At 30.9% G+C, this 15,912-nt stretch carries 13 protein-coding genes and 1 tRNA gene; 6 read left to right on the top strand and 8 right to left on the bottom strand.

Features of this window, described 5'->3' with window-relative positions:
• Positions 1-66: 66 nt before the first annotated feature.
• The 7 genes from ACWYN7_RS00250 to ACWYN7_RS00220 all read right to left on the bottom strand — a co-directional run bounded on the left by ACWYN7_RS00250 (position 67) and on the right by ACWYN7_RS00220 (position 7,788).
• Complete coding sequence (locus ACWYN7_RS00250) at positions 67-5,619, bottom strand: MG2 domain-containing protein (protein ID WP_462857839.1); 5,553 nt, start codon at positions 5,617-5,619, stop codon at positions 67-69.
• 166 nt (positions 5,620-5,785) lie between these two features.
• Positions 5,786-5,856 (bottom strand) — tRNA-Cys (locus ACWYN7_RS00245).
• Between the two features lie 53 nt (positions 5,857-5,909).
• Positions 5,910-6,290 carry a VOC family protein gene (locus ACWYN7_RS00240; RefSeq protein WP_462857838.1) on the bottom strand — a complete coding sequence of 127 codons (381 nt, stop codon included), beginning with the start codon at positions 6,288-6,290 and terminating at the stop codon, positions 5,910-5,912.
• A gap of 8 nt (positions 6,291-6,298) precedes the next feature.
• Positions 6,299-6,655, bottom strand: a complete 357-nt coding sequence (folB, locus tag ACWYN7_RS00235; RefSeq protein WP_462857837.1) for a dihydroneopterin aldolase — start codon at positions 6,653-6,655, stop codon at positions 6,299-6,301.
• 41 nt (positions 6,656-6,696) lie between these two features.
• Positions 6,697-7,110: a DUF2452 domain-containing protein gene (locus ACWYN7_RS00230; protein WP_462857836.1), complete on the bottom strand. Its 414-nt coding sequence runs from the start codon at positions 7,108-7,110 to the stop codon at positions 6,697-6,699.
• A gap of 21 nt (positions 7,111-7,131) precedes the next feature.
• The gene (locus ACWYN7_RS00225) at positions 7,132-7,515 is read right to left on the bottom strand and encodes a VOC family protein (protein WP_462857835.1); all 384 of its coding nucleotides are present in this window, start codon (positions 7,513-7,515) and stop codon (positions 7,132-7,134) included.
• A 57-nt stretch (positions 7,516-7,572) separates the two neighbouring features.
• The gene (locus ACWYN7_RS00220; protein ID WP_068362205.1) at positions 7,573-7,788 is read right to left on the bottom strand and encodes a zinc ribbon domain-containing protein; all 216 of its coding nucleotides are present in this window, start codon (positions 7,786-7,788) and stop codon (positions 7,573-7,575) included.
• 153 nt (positions 7,789-7,941) lie between these two features.
• Here ACWYN7_RS00220 and ACWYN7_RS00215 point away from each other — a divergent pair, with 153 nt between their 5' ends.
• Together ACWYN7_RS00215 and ACWYN7_RS00210 are read left to right on the top strand one after the other, a co-directional pair.
• Entirely contained in the window at positions 7,942-9,627 is a 1,686-nt protein-coding gene (locus ACWYN7_RS00215; RefSeq protein ID WP_462857834.1) for a glutamine--tRNA ligase/YqeY domain fusion protein, read from the top strand.
• Between the two features lie 124 nt (positions 9,628-9,751).
• Positions 9,752-10,054 carry a DUF6370 family protein gene (locus tag ACWYN7_RS00210; protein ID WP_462857833.1) on the top strand — a complete coding sequence of 101 codons (303 nt, stop codon included), beginning with the start codon at positions 9,752-9,754 and terminating at the stop codon, positions 10,052-10,054.
• A 19-nt stretch (positions 10,055-10,073) separates the two neighbouring features.
• Here the strand turns inward: ACWYN7_RS00210 and ACWYN7_RS00205 are convergent, their stop codons facing one another.
• Positions 10,074-12,704, bottom strand: coding sequence for a DUF5916 domain-containing protein (locus ACWYN7_RS00205; RefSeq protein ID WP_462857832.1), 2,631 nt, complete (start codon positions 12,702-12,704; stop codon positions 10,074-10,076).
• Positions 12,705-13,094: 390 nt separating this feature from the next.
• Between ACWYN7_RS00205 and rplM the strand changes: the two genes are divergently transcribed.
• The 4 genes from rplM to tsf all read left to right on the top strand — a co-directional run bounded on the left by rplM (position 13,095) and on the right by tsf (position 15,868).
• Positions 13,095-13,550: a 50S ribosomal protein L13 gene (gene rplM, locus ACWYN7_RS00200; RefSeq protein ID WP_462857831.1), complete on the top strand. Its 456-nt coding sequence runs from the start codon at positions 13,095-13,097 to the stop codon at positions 13,548-13,550.
• Positions 13,550-13,936 carry a 30S ribosomal protein S9 gene (rpsI, locus tag ACWYN7_RS00195; RefSeq protein WP_462857830.1) on the top strand — a complete coding sequence of 129 codons (387 nt, stop codon included), beginning with the start codon at positions 13,550-13,552 and terminating at the stop codon, positions 13,934-13,936. The genes rplM and rpsI overlap by 1 nt, the downstream gene beginning before the upstream one ends.
• A 152-nt stretch (positions 13,937-14,088) precedes the next feature.
• The gene (gene rpsB / locus ACWYN7_RS00190) at positions 14,089-14,871 is read left to right on the top strand and encodes a 30S ribosomal protein S2 (RefSeq protein ID WP_462857829.1); all 783 of its coding nucleotides are present in this window, start codon (positions 14,089-14,091) and stop codon (positions 14,869-14,871) included.
• A 25-nt stretch (positions 14,872-14,896) separates the two neighbouring features.
• On the top strand, positions 14,897-15,868 hold the full coding sequence (tsf, locus tag ACWYN7_RS00185; protein WP_462857828.1) for a translation elongation factor Ts: 972 nt from the start codon (positions 14,897-14,899) through the stop codon (positions 15,866-15,868).
• The last annotated feature ends 44 nt before the right edge of the window (positions 15,869-15,912 follow it).

Below are 15,912 nucleotides of genomic sequence, written 5' to 3'. Positions count from 1 at the left end.
TGGAATAAAATTTTACTGTTCAATATTAGACCTACAAGGTTTTTAAAACCTTGCAGGATTGTTAATTTATTTTATTACTTGAATCCAACTTCCTTTGGTTCTTACCAAATAATCATTATCATACATTGCTTCTACTTGAATACCTGGTAAATAATATTTCCCCAAATACGCAGCATTTAATAATACTGTAAAGGTTTTTGTTTCTGATTTACTTTTTCCTTTGTTTAAATCGAAATAGAAATTAACACGATCGTCTCTAATATCTGTATACCTTGCTTCGCTTTTTGTGGTGGTTCCAAAATCCGTGAAACGTGTGTTTACAATTTCCCATCCTGAAGGAAAAACCTGTGTTAAAGCAATATCTTTTACAGTTTCGTTTTTTGGATTACTCACTGTAATTTTTGCCACAAAATCTTGACCTTGTTTTAAGTTTTTTACATCAATAGTATTGCCTTTTAAATCTTTGTACATTACAGATGCACTTAAACCTCTGCTTTCGGTAATTTCATCACCTAAAGGCAACTTCCCAGAATTTATAATTCTTGCAAAAACAATATTATTCTCTTTGTTTTTTAGGGTGATGGAATTCAATCCTTTTTTAACATTTAACGTTCTTTGCACCATAGAACTTGACGTTTTTATATTCTCTGTTTTTCCATCTTTTGTAAATTGAATATCTATTGCTTTACCCCCATTTTTTACTACCATTTTACCAATAGCAAGTAAACTATAAGCTGTAGATTGTGTGCTCATCCATTGATTACTAGACAATTCTTTTGCAATAGATTTTGCAACATCTTTTGTGTTTTTATTGTTCGTTAACAACATCGTTTCTAAAGCCATAGCTCTATTTCTAGTTACAGAACCATAATTGTAATATTGGTAACCAGAGAAATTTAAATTGGCTTTTTGCATAATTTCTAGAGCTGCTTCTTTTTGGCCAACCAAAGCATACGTTGCAGCCAACCTCCATTTTGCATCATTAGAAATTTGTTTAAATTCTCGCAAACGATTCATAGCAGATAAATCTGGGCTACCAGCCAAAGCTAACGTGTATAATCTGTATGCTTGCGATAAATCTCTTGAATAATTACCATAACTTGGTCTCCAATTTCTGGCTGCTTGCTTTTGATATCTTATAAAATTGCTCTTAAAAGTTAATGGCAAAACAAATCCTTTTTTCTCGGCTTCTAACATAAAATGACCAGCATAAGTTGTTCCCCAATCACTAACATAGCTTTCGCCCAACCAATAACTTAAACCTCCATTTGCTTTTTGAAAATTCCCTAAACGTGTAATACCTTTTTCGATATTTTTTTGAATTTCTGATTTCTTTTCTGATGTTAAATCAAACAAATCATTTAAAAATAATTGCGGAAAAACACTTGATGTTGTTTGCTCTACACAACCATGAGGATAGCGAATTAAATATGCTAATCTGCCTGAAAAATTGATTGGCGGAATTGTAGACAACTCTAACATTACAGAATTTGATCCTTCTACTCCAAACGTATTAAAAGTGATGGTTTTTGTTTGATTTCCTTCAATATTCTGATCAATTACTTTTGATGTAATTGGGTTAGGATTTACCACATCTAATTCTACTTTGTAAGATGATTTTTCTCCTGCTCCAGTTGCAATTACCTCAACTGTATTGATACCATTTGCTTTTAAAACATCTAGCTCAAAATAGAGCATTTTTTCATCTGGTTTTTCAAAATTGATGTTTTGAGTGTTATTCCCTAACACCGAAATTCCAGTTGAAGTTTTAACTTGTACTGTTACATTATTCACTTTTTTATCCATTGCAAAAACCGAAACTGGCAATGTTACCTTTTCTTTTGGCGATAATTTTCTTGGTAAAGTAGCCAACACCATTAATGGTTTTTTAACAGGTGTTGCTTTTTCTGCATTCCCAAAAGCTTCATCAATAACATTGCCTGCAACCACCATTGTTCTAACAGAACCAATATAATTTGGCAAAGTAATTTTATGCGTTTTTGTACTGCCTTTTTCCAGATGAAAAGGGCCTAAAAATTTAACAACCGGTTTAAATCGATTTGCTTTTTGATTTTTTCCTTTTGCTAAACTTCCATCTCCTCCAATTGCAAAAATTTGATCTACACTTCCTGAATATGCACCAATTACATCATCAAAAATATCCCAAGTTTTTACACCTAATGCTTCTCTTTTGTAAAATTCTGAATATGCATTTGGCGTTTTAAATCTTGTTAAATCTAACAAACCTTCTTCTACAACAGCCAAAGTATAGGTCATTGATTTGTTATTATTTTCAGATACTTTAACCGTAAATTCTTTTTCTGGTTGCAGTTCTTCTGGCATAATTATTTTAGGTTCTAATTTGGTGTTTTTATCCTCAACCAAAATCGGAATTACCCCAAACAAACGAATTGGTAAATCGTTTTCTGTAACTAGATGTGGTTGCAATAAAGAAATATTTACAAAGACATTTGGCGTCATATTTTTGTTGATCGGAATTTCTACAGAAGTAGTTCCTTTTTCAGTTTTTACCCATTTGATTTCTAATACTTTTGTACCATTTTCTATACTGATTAAAGCACGACCTTCTGAACCTGAAGGAAACGTAATTTTAGCAATTTCGCCAACATGATAACTTTCTTTATCCGCAGAAAACACCAACATTTTTGCAGCCTCTTTATCACCAGAACTAGAATTTTGCCACCAATTTTTATAAAAATACGCTGTTCTACCAGTTGCATGTCCACTTTTTTTATCAATAACACGAATTAAAAATCGTCCTCGATCTCTATCTGGAATTTTTAAATTAAAACTCCCTTTTCCTTTTGAGTTTGTTGCTATTTTTAGCGTTTTGTATTTACTGTGGTAACTACTAGAGGTGTATCTTGATAAATTATCTTCGGATGAACTCCACCACCAACGCCATTTAATTTGATAAACTTCAATTTCAATTTCATCTCTTTGAACAGGATTTCCATTTTCATCAACAGAAACCACTGAAAAAGTTTGGTTTTCATCAGTATAAAAAGAGCCATACCTGTTGCCTTCTGGAGATTTTAATCCTACAAAAGAATTGAAAGGTGCATATTTTTTAGTAAACGCATCAATAGAAAAATCGCCACCATTTTCGAAAGCTCTTATCAAAAATTGAACATTTAACATTCCTGGAGCGTTTTTACCCACTTTTAAATCGCTATTAATTTTGGCAATTCCATTTTCATCTAATTTACCTTCGAAAACATTCATTTCTTCGGATGAAAATTTTCTTGAAGGATCTGAAAACACATAATCTTTGTAGTTTTTAAAACTGTAATTTGTTGCAGAAACTTTTGCTTTTACTTCTGCTTTTAGTTTTTTTGCAGGCGTTCCATGCAACCATTTTACATCTAAAGTTCCTTTGATTGGTTTTTTACTTGATAGAATATCATCATCAAAATCAACCTTAATTTTTAAACGGTTTGGTTTAACAGTTTCTACTTTTAAGGTTTTATAAAACTTTGCACCACCAACAGAAATTTTAGCTGAATAGTTACCCGTTTTTGCTTCTTGATTTGTTTTTACATTAAATGTGTAAAAATTATTCAGGTTTTCTGCTTTTACTTTTTTGTAGATTAATTTTCCACTAGGGTCAGTTACTTCTAATTTTACTGGATGATTTTCTGGCAATTTATTATCAGCATCATTCAATAAAAAAGTTAAAAACATGGTATCTCCAGGTCTCCAAACACCACGTTCTCCATACATATATCCTTTTAACCCTTTTTGAGTTTTACCTCCAGAAACATCGAACTTACTTAATGACAAAGAATTACCATCAAATAATTTTACATAACCTTTATTGTTGTTTTTAGATGCAATTGCAAAAGCTGCATTTTTAGGCGATTTTATGGTTACAATTCCCTCTGTATTTGTAGTTCCTGATGCAATTTCTTGCTGTTGATAATTGTATAATTTAACAGTTGTACCTGCTATTGGATTGGTATCTAAAATATTGGTAATAGCAAAAAAGTACTCATCATTTTCTCCTTTTTTTGCAATAATTCCTAAGTTTGATGCCAATAAATTTTGAGTGATTTCTCTATTTCTAAAGTAAGAATCTGTACAAGGATTTTCTCTATCTCTCCAATTATAATTGTAATTTTTGTAGTTGTAGAGTTTATTATCCCAATACATTTCTTCTCTTTCTTCTTCATCTTCTATTTCACTAAAATCATCATATTCTTCATAATATTCATCTTCAAAATCAATAGAATCATCAGTAGAAACTACACTTTCTGAACAATGGTAAAAAACTTGATCTTTATTAAAACTCAGCTCAACTCTGTAAATTGCTCCTGGTTCTACAGCTACCAATTTTGAGATATCTATACTGTACGCTTTCCATTTTTGAGTGTTATTTTTTTCATCATCAACTAAAGTAATTGTTTTCTTTGCAATTCTTCTTCCTACTCTTTTTATACCATATTCATCATTATTGTTGATGTTGTTTTCTTGCAAAAACTGCAATACATTATCTTCGAATATTTTAATGATTCTAACGTCTACTTCTCTAACATTAATGGCTTCGAAATTGTATTTTAAATCATTAGAATTTGGTAAAATAGTTCCATTACTAACGGCTCTAATTTGTGGTTTTTTCTGCTCGAAAGTTATGGTTTCTGTAAATGTTTCTTTTAATTTATAGTTTTCTGAATTTTGAATTCCTTCAAAAACAGAAACCAAAACATCACCTTGAAACTTGTTTTCTGAATATACTTTTAACTCATTTCCGTTAACTATAAATCTTGGTTTTTTAACATTTTGTAAAGTTACCAAACCATCAAAGTTTTGTTGTTTTTTTAAGGCATCAGAAAAATTAATAGAAATATACTGTTCTGCAAACTTCTTTATTTTAATATCTATTACTTTAAAATTATTTTTACCAGGAATTACAATTTCATTTTCGCCTTTATTATCAGATTGAATTGCTTTGCCATTCCAAGTAATTGCTAACTTACTATCATTTTCAAAACGTTGAATGCTATCAATTTTAAACTCAAAAACCTTCGCTTTATCAAAAGACTCGTTCCAAACAATATTTTTTTGATTCCCTTTTTGTGATGCTTTAATAAGTTGTTTTGCATCATTTAGATTGATAATATCCGCAGATTTTACAACCCCTTCTAAGTATTGATATTCTGACGAATAAGATTGCAATACTTGAGTTTGAATATTAAAATTTGGCGTAATTGTTTTAAATTGAAAGGTGTATTTTTTAAATTCATCAGAAATATTTTTATAAATATCTTTTAAGTTGATGGTAACTGTATATTCTGTATCAGGATCTAAATTTTCATCGGGTGTAAAAATAAAAGCGTGTTTATTTAGCGTTTTTATTTTTCCTTGTACATAAGGTTTTATCGAAATAACATCCGAAGAAATTTCTTGATCTGCTTGCCAACCATCAATATCTTTTGCAAAACTTACCCCTATTGTACTTGAAGTAGAAACCACACCAGAGGTTGTATAACTGATGTATTCTTTAAATTTATAAATATTGTCTGTTTTAATTTCTTCTTTTTTACAAGAGAAAAACATTAAAAAAATTACGAGAAAAGAAAGTTGGTATTTTGTTTTCATAGTTGTAGCATTTGTAAGCACAACTCAAAAATACGGATTATAGTATGGTAAATTTTATCAAATTAGAATTCGTAACAATTTGTTTAGAATTTGATGATGAAGAAAATTCTATAATGATAATTTTTACACCAATAAAAAAACGTTTCAATTTCTTGAAACGTTTTTGAGGTGTCTAGCGGATTCGAACCGCTGTACATGGTTTTGCAAACCATTGCCTAGCCACTCGGCCAAGACACCTTTTCTATTTGGATTGCAAATTTACGCAAAATTACTTTTACTGCAAGTATTTTTTACTTTTTGATTTTCCAAGGTGGATTTATTCTGTTTTTACCTGCAAAAAACAGAATAATTTGGTTGTTATCTAAATCTTTTAATCTGGCTTCTCTCCACAACCAAGTTTTATCGTTTGGCAATTCATCAAAATGAATACCTTTTTTTATCAAGGTATTTACTTTATCATCTAAATTATTACATTCAAAATAGACAGAAACTCCTGCTCCTTGTGGGAGTTGATCAACTTGATGAATTGAAAAAGTAGAATTACCATCAGAACAAACAAATCTTGCATAATTTGGCAGTGATTTTACAATCAATTCTAATCCTAATTTTTGATAAAAATCAATAGCTTTATCAACATTTAAAGAAGGAACAGTAACTTGATTTAGATTCATTAAAATTGTTATCTTTTTTGGGTTAAAACAATAACAACTTCTTCTACATTACCACCAATTGGCGGATTAATTTTGGCTACAGCTACTTTTGCTTTTTTAAGCATTGGTATTTCTTTAAAACAACGATCTAAAATGCGCTGTGCAACTTGCTCTAACAACTCAGAACGAATGGCCATTTCTTTTTTTACAATAGCATTTAAATGTACATAATCTACAGTATCTATTAAATTATCTGTTTTTGATGATTTTTTTAAATCGGCTTTTACCTCTACATCTACCCTGTACCAAGAACCTATTTTTGCTTCTTCATCTAAACAACCATGAAAAGCATAGAGTTTTATGTTATTTACTTTTATTATTCCCAATTAATTTAATGTTTTAAGTTTTTTAAACTCTGTAGATACGATTATAATTCTTCTATCTTTTCCCACATTTTATCTGTATTTAATCGAAAAGATCCTAAATATTCGAAACTACATTGTTCTGGAGCTATGATTGATAAAAATGGTTCGTTGTTTTTGTTATTGTATAAGTGATAATTTTCGCCAAAAATGGGCTCGAAACTAAATTTTGCATTGTATACCAAATCGTTGTAATGAAATTTCTGCATCAACTCTTCGTATTGTGCTTTCACTTCATCGAACTTCGATTTGAATTGTTTATTTACTCTTTGAATTCCATCATTTTTCCAACTTGCTGTATTTAATGGTTTAATTACAGGCGAACTTGCTGAGGTTCCATAAGGTTTTAAAGCTGCATCATATTGCTGACTTTCTTCGTTAAAAACAACTAAATCTGGTTTTTTACTATCATTCTTCATAAAGCAAACAAGTATAAAATTTTAAACTGCATCATTAATTTCAATCCAATAACCATCAAGATCTTGAAAATAGAACTGTTTTATTCCGTCTTTACGAATATAATCTTTGTCTACAGTTCCAATCCAATCAGAATATTCAATTTTTAAACTGTTTAAATGATCTACAAACGATGCTATATCTGCTGTTGCCAAAGCAAAATGAACAGCTTTATTGGTTTTAACTTCTAAATTAGGACGTGGAATTAAATGCAGCTGTTTATTTTCACCTAATAACAACCATCTTGTTTTAGAATTAGATGCAGTATTTTCAATTTCTTTTAAACCTAAAACTTTTTGATAAAAAGCGATAGATTCATCAACATTTTTAACAGAAATTGCAATATGATTTAATGAAAAAGTGTGCATATTTTATCGGATTAAACAATGCAAAATTACGATAAAAAAACACAATACTTAAATTTACTAACTCGTGAAAAAGTCAAAAACATTGCTAATGGCACTGGTTTTGGTTTTATAAAACTCGGTATAAGTACATCTTTCGCAAGTAACACTTGTAAATTTCTGATTTTGGATATCAAATATTTTAGACAAAGTACCACCAGTTGCTCGCATTTGTCCTAGTTTATAGGTTTTAGAATTGCATTTTGGGCAGGTATAATTTCTTATTTTATCGCTCATTGAATTTTGTATTTACTTATTAGTTGTTTAAATGATATTTTTGTTACAAGATAGTAAATTGCAAAACAATATTTTGCGTAATTTTGCCACTTAATTTATTTAAAAAAGACTTCGAGAAACTCAGTCTAACAAAACACTTTTAAAAGAATTTTTATGTCTGAAGAAAACAAATCGCTCAATTTTTTAGAGCATATTATAGAGGAAGATTTGGCAAACGGAATGCCAAAAGAAGATTTGCGTTTTCGTTTTCCGCCAGAACCTAATGGTTATTTACACATTGGGCACACCAAAGCCATAGGAATTAGTTTTGGGTTAGGAGAAAAATATAATGCGCCAGTAAACTTGCGTTTTGATGATACAAACCCTGCCAAAGAAGAACAAGAATATGTAGATGCTATTAAGCGCGATATTACTTGGTTGGGCTATTCTTGGGCAAATGAATGTTATTCTTCAGATTACTTTCAGCAGTTATATGATTGGGCAATTTTATTGATAAAAGATGGCAAAGCTTATGTAGATTCTCAAACTTCTGAAGAAATGAGAATTCAAAAAGGAACCCCTACACAAGTGGGTACAAACAGCCCTTTTAGAGACAGATCTGTAGAAGAAAACTTGGAATTATTTCAAGGGATGAAAGATGGAAAATTTAAAGAAGGTGAGCATACATTAAGAGCCAAAATTGATATGGCTGATGATAATATGTTAATGCGAGACCCTTTAATGTACAGAATTATGTACAAATCTCATCACAGAACTGGTAACGATTGGTGCATTTATCCAATGTACGACTGGACACATGGTGAGAGCGATTATATAGAACAAATTTCACACTCTTTGTGTTCTTTAGAGTTTAAACCTCACAGAAAATTATACAATTGGTTTCGTGATCATGTTTATAAATACAGTTCATCAACCCTACCTTTTCCGCCAAAACAACGTGAGTTTTCTCGTTTAAACTTAAGTTATACCATAATGAGTAAACGTAAGTTACTAAAACTGGTAGAAGAAAATATAGTTTCTGGCTGGGATGATCCACGTATGCCAACCATTTCTGGTTTAAGAAGACGTGGGTATACACCTGCTGCTATTAGAAGTTTTGTAGAAACTGTTGGAGTTTCTAAACGAGAAAATGTAATTGATGTTGCACTTTTAGAGTTTAAAATTCGTGAAGATTTAAACAAAACTGCAAAAAGAGTTATGGGGGTTTTAGATCCTGTTAAAGTAGTCATTACCAATTATCCTGAAGGTGAAGAAGAACTTTTAGATGCCAATTATAATGATTATGAAGACGGATTTGGTTCTAGAAAAGTTCCGTTTTCAAGAGAAATTTATATCGAAAAAGAAGATTTTAGAGAAGAAGCTAATAAAAAATTCTTCCGACTAAAATTAGGAAAAGAAGTACGTTTAAAAAACGCCTATTTTATTACGGCTAATAGTTGTACTAAAGATGAAAATGGAAATATTACAGAAATACAATGTACTTACGATCCATTAACAAAATCTGGTAGTGGTACAGAAGAAAGCAAACGTAAAGTAAAAGGTACTTTGCATTGGGTTTCTGTAAAACACGCTATAAAAGCTGAAGTAAGAGCTTATGACAGATTGTTTTTAGATGAAGCTCCAGATGCGCATAAAGACAAAGATTATATGGAGTTTTTAAACCCAAATTCTTTAGAAATAATTAATGCTTTTGTAGAACCAAGTTTACAAACTGCAGAAATTGGAGAGCGTTTTCAGTTTCAACGATTAGGTTATTTTAATGTTGATGATGATAGTACTGCAGAACATTTAGTTTTTAATAAAACTGTAGGATTGCGTGATTCTTGGGGAGGAAAATAATTTAAATTTGAGAATTCATTTTTCATAAAAAAAACACTCGATTTGAAAGAAACTACATATAAAAGTTTATCAGTTCGAGTGTTTTTTTGTTAGCAATAATTTAAATCAACAACTATTTTAAATGATGAAAAAAATATTTTTACTTACAATTTTAATGATTGCATTTGCCTGTAAAGACAAAAAGGTAATCAAACAAATTTCTGAAATTTCTTGTGGGCAATGTCAATTCAATTTAGAAGGAAATGGCTGTGATTTGGCAGTTCGTTTTAATAACAAAGCTTATTTTGTTGATGGTTTTGGAATTGATGATTTTGGTGATGCTCATGATACAAATACTGGTTTTTGCGAAGTAATTAGACATGGAGAAATTAAAGGTTATCTTAAAAATGATAAATTTTTAGCTTCGGATATAAAACTATCAAAATAAACCTTACTTATTATGTGATTTACCTTCTAAAACGATAGGTAAATTTCACTAAAAAAGTGTCGTTTGCGGGTGCATGGAACACTTGATCTGAAACAGCATCTACCAAATCTTCAGAAATTGCAGCACTGCCCACAGAACCTCTAGACCAAACTAAAAACAATTCTGAACCAGGAATATATTCCCATCTTGCTACTAAGTTGGTTTGCAACTGAACGTAAGAAAAATTAGGATTATCAAAAGAATAATCTATTGCTCCATCTCTATTTTCATCAATTAAATACTCATCATTTTCAAGAGTAATTTGATTGTCATCAAAAACAGAAATTCTATCATTTATACTTGCCCCTAAAGGATTGATAACCTGATTTAAATCTGAAAATGTTCCTTTAGAAATAAATGGTTGTCCATAAAACTGAAGCGAAATATCAGGAGTAAAACTATAGTTAATTCGTAAAGTTGTACTTAAAGTTTGATTCTGAATTTTACCTAAAATATATCTTGAATTGTTGTTAAAATTCGATTCTGTAACATACTGTGTTTTATCGTATAAATTAGCATATTCAATGTTTAAAGACATACTTAATGCATCTGTAGCTTGGTAATTTGTTCGGATTACAAATCGATCTCTACTCACAACATTTTCTGATGTATGCCTATTAGAATATCCTAAAGTAAAACTAAATAATTTACTCTGATTAGAGCCAAAGAAAAGATACCAAAAACCTGTATTTGGTCTTTTAAAACGAGGGCCACCTCTTAAGTAAAAATTGTCGAAATAATTGGTGCTAATTCCATAACCAGCTTCTGTCCACCAATTGTTTATCCAACTAACTTCGCCATTCAATTCAAATTGAACTCTGTTTAAATTTCCAGCAAAATCATAATAAGTGGCTTGCTCAAATCTTGCTCTTATATTTCTGTAAGTTTCTGTGGGTACTTGCCATAAATGACTTAAGTTACCAAACTGAATAATCTCGTCAGTTCTTCGTAAAAAACCAACATCATTGAGTTCTAATTCTGGAGATCGCCAAATTACACCTCCATTATACCTCCAATTTCCACCACCATTTTTCCCCATTTCAATTCGTCCACCAGTACCAGACAAAGAGGTTTTATTAAAATCTACAGCAACATGACTTGCATCTGTTCTTTGAAAATTATGACGCAAAGTTTGTTGGGTTGCTGTAATTGCTTCTTTACTCCCCAAAACATGACTAAAAATTACATTTCCGTCTAAAAAATATTCTCTGTTTTTCCAGTTGTGCTGAAAATCGATTCCACCAGAATAAGCGGCTTTATGTAGTTCATTAAAGTTATTATCTAAATGTCTGTTTGTAGCAGTAAAAATTCCGCCAATAAAAGAATTTCTATCATTAAAATCTTTTTGCACACGCGTTACAAAATAGTTGGTTAAAGGCTCAACAATTTCTTCTCTAGTAGCACCATCTGCCTGTCTTATTTCTGCAAACTCATTTCCTGTAACACTCTCTAAAACACCAATAGACCAACCATCTCTGGTTTTTCCAGAAAATTTTGCAGCTCCTAAAATTCTAGAATTTTGAGGCTCGTTAGCATATTCTCCATTTAAAAGATTTGCAGATCTGTGTGGATTTCTACCAATTCTTCTGCTGTAAAATAGATTATCACTTCCGTTTGCAAATTCGTAATCGAAAATATTACTATTCTCTACAAAAAACGGACGCTGTTCTCTAAAGAAAATTTGAAAACCATCTAAAGCAATTGCTCCAGGGTCTGCTTCTACTTGGCCAAAATCAGGATTAACGGTTAAATCTAAAGTCAAATCGTTGGTAATTCCGATTTTAGCATCTAAACCTGCATTAAACTTAAAATCTTTACCAGTTCTAAAAGGATTTCCAGCTTCTGCTGGATATTTGTCGTATTGCAAAACTGTAAATGGCTGAATTTCTAATTGTTTTTGAGAAACCAAATTTTTTAAACCATGCAACTCACCAGCTTCACTAATAAATCCTGCCTGATCATTAGGTATTCTTTGCCAAAGTGATCTTTCTTGCAATCTAAAAATGGTTCTATTGATATTAAAACCCCAAATTTGCTCTTCTGCTTTACCAAATCGTAGTTGACTAAAAGGAATTTTCATTTCGGCTGTCCAACCTTTATCATCAATTTTAGCATTTGTGTACCAAATAGGATTCCAACTATCATCCCAATTATCTCCATTTTGTGAGGCAAACTCCTCTCCTTTTACACCAGCAGCAGTTGTTGTAAAAACAAACGCCGTTCTTTTATCATGATAACTATCAATAATTACATTTACTCTATCACCCTGAAAACCATCTCTTCTACTTAATCTTCTTTGGATTAAATCTGGCTCAGCATCTAAAGCTCGAATTGCAACATAAAGATATTTTTTATCATACATCACCTTAAATAAAGTTTGATGTGTTGGAGGTTTCCCTTCATCTGGTTCTTTTTGCGTAAAATCTGAAGACCACTCCACAACATCCCAAGCATCATCAGAAACATCGCCATCTATTACTGGTACTTTTTTTAAAGGTTTGGTGGTATAAATTCTTTTAGGAATTTTGTTTTCAGAAGTTTCTTGTGCACCTATTTTAAGGGATAAAATAAAAAATAGTATGACAATAGATAAAGGGTAATTTTGTTGCATTCAGTTGGTTGATCTATAATATCATTCAGAAAAATGAGATTAATTTAATTTAACCACAAAAGTAACTTTCTGTTTTCTTAAATTTTTGTTAATAATTCAGTTAAGTAATTATGAATTTGAGAAAAACAACCTCAAAATACAATTACTATTTATAAATATGACATAAACACCAATTATAACTATTTAAACACTTATCAACAATTAACACATAAAAACACTAAAAACTTAATAAATATGTAAAGATTTACTTACACTATTCTTAATTTACCAAAAAGCGTTTAAATTATTCTAACTCACTATTTGTCAAACCAATAAAAAGAAGTACATTTGCACTCCTTTTTTAAGGAAAATATATATTATTAACATAGCACAAAGACTAAAAGTGTAATTATGAACACATTAAGTTACAAAACAGTATCAGCAAACGCAGCTACCGTAAACAAGGAGTGGGTTTTAGTTGATGCAGACGGGCAAACGTTGGGTCGTCTAGCTTCTAAAGTAGCAAAGCTAATTAGAGGTAAATACAAGCCAAACTTTACTCCTCACGTAGATTGTGGAGATAACGTGGTAATTATCAACGCAGAAAAAATTAATTTGACTGGAAACAAGTGGAGAGACAAATCTTACATTCGTCACACAGGTTACCCAGGAGGACAAAGATCGTTAACTGCAACAGAAATGTTTGAGAAAGATCCTACAAGATTAATCGAAAAAGCAGTAAAAGGAATGTTACCAAAAAATACTTTAGGTAGCGCTTTATACAGAAACTTGTATGTATATGCAGGTGGAGAGCACAAACACGCAGGTCAAGAACCTAGAGCTATTAACCTTAACGATTACAAATAATGGATATAGTACACAAAATCGGTAGAAGAAAAACAGCTGTTGCTCGTATTTATCTTTCAGAAGGTAAAGGTAACATTACTGTAAACAAAAAAGATTACAAGAGTTACTTTACAACAGGAACTTTACAATATAAAGTACAACAACCTTTAATGTTAACAGAAAACTTAGAGTCTTACGACATTAAAGTTAATGTTTATGGTGGTGGAGTTACAGGACAAGCAGAAGCAATTCGTTTAGCAATTACAAGAGCTTTAGTTTCTATTAACGAAGAGTACAGAGCTATCTTAAAACCAGAAGGTTTATTAACTCGTGATCCAAGAATGGTTGAACGTAAGAAATTCGGTCAGAAGAAAGCACGTAAAAAATTCCAATTCTCGAAACGTTAATATTTTTGCAGAATTTATTCTGCAATATATTTTCTCAGAGAACTGTTATTATTACACAATTTAATATTAAACAGTTTAGTATCTAAATAATTAAGACTCGAAAGACTACTTAATTATTGATTTAAAAAACAGAAAGTAAACACATTTTAAAAATGGCAAACGTAAACATTCAAGAATTATTAGAAAGTGGAGTACACTTTGGACACTTAACAAGAAAGTGGAATCCAAACATGGCTCCTTATATTTATACAGAAAGAAATGGTGTACACATCATTGATTTGTATAAAACTGCAGCTAAAATAGAAGAAACTTCAGAAGCTTTAAAAAAGATTGCAAACTCTGGACGTAAAATTTTATTTGTAGCTACAAAAAAACAAGCAAAAGACATCGTTGCTGAAAAAGCAAAAGCTGTAAACATGCCTTACATTACAGAAAGATGGCCAGGTGGTATGTTAACTAACTTTGTTACTATTAGAAAAGCTGTTAAGAAAATGGCTCAGATTGATAGAATGAAGACTGATGGTTCTTTTGATGCATTATCTAAAAGAGAAAAATTACAAATTAACCGTCAAAGAGAAAAATTAGAAAAGAATTTAGGTTCTATTTCTGATATGACTCGTTTACCAGGTGCATTATTTGTAATTGACATTAAAAAAGAGCACATTGCTGTTGCAGAAGCTCAAAAATTAAACATTCCTATTTTTGCAATGGTAGATACAAACTCAGACCCAAGACAGGTAGATTTTGTAATACCAGCAAACGATGATGCTTCTAAATCTATAGATAAAGTTTTATCTTTTGTAACTGATGCAGTTGCTGAAGGTTTATCAGATAGAAAAGCAGATAAAGAAAAAGTAAAAGAAGCTAAAGCTGCTCCTAAACAAGAAGAAGCTAAAGCAGAAGCTGCTGAAACAAGTACAGAAGAAACAAAATAATTCTAACTTTAAAAATAAAAATAACATGGAAACAGTAAAAGTAAGTGCTGCTGATGTTAAAAAATTAAGAGAAGCTACTGGGGCTGGAATGATGGACTGTAAAAAGGCATTAGTTGAAGCTGGTGGTAATTTTGATCAAGCAATTGATGTTTTACGTAAAAAAGGTCAGAAAATTGCTGCAAAAAGAGCTGATAGAGAATCTACAGAAGGTGTTGCAGTAACAAGAATTAACGATGATAAAACTGTAGGTGTTGCTATTGTTTTAGCTTGTGAAACTGACTTTGTTGGTAAAAACGAAAAGTTTATTGCTTTAGGTGGTCAATTTGCAGATATCGCTTTAAATTATGATAGCAAAGAAGATTTCTTAGCTGCAGATTTTGGTGGTATGACAGTTGCTGATAAATTAGTTGAACAAACTGGTGTAATTGGTGAAAAGTTAGACATTACTGCTTTTGAAAAAGTAGAAGCTGCTTATGTTGGGGCTTACACTCACATTGGTAAAATTGCTGCTTTAGTTGGTTTATCTGCTGTTGTAGATAATGCTGATGTTTTAGCAAAAGATGTTGCTATGCAAGTTGCTTCTATGGGAGCTACAACTTTATCTTACAAAGATTTCGATCCTGCTTATGTAGCTGCTGAAACAGAAGCTAGAATTGCAGTTATAGAAAAAGATAATATTGAGTTAGGTAGATTAGGTAAAACTTTAAAAAATGTACCTCAATTTATCTCTATGTCTCAATTAACTGATGAAGTTTTAGCACAAGCAGAAGCAGATGCAAAAGCACAATTAGCTGCTGAAGGTAAACCAGAAAAAATTTGGGATAGAATTTTACCAGGTAAAATGGAAAGATTTATTGCAGATAACACTACTTTAGATATGGAACAATGTCTTTTAGATCAATCTTTTATTAAAGATGAAAAGAAAAATGTTGCTCAATACGTTGCTACTTATGGTGATGTAGAAGTATCTACTTTTAAAAGAGTCACTTTAGGATAGTAAGTATTATTCTAAATTATATAAAACTTGAAAAACCTCGCTAT

Source organism: Polaribacter sp. M10, assembly GCF_054968445.1.
This window is presented reverse-complemented; position numbering and strand designations above follow the sequence as displayed.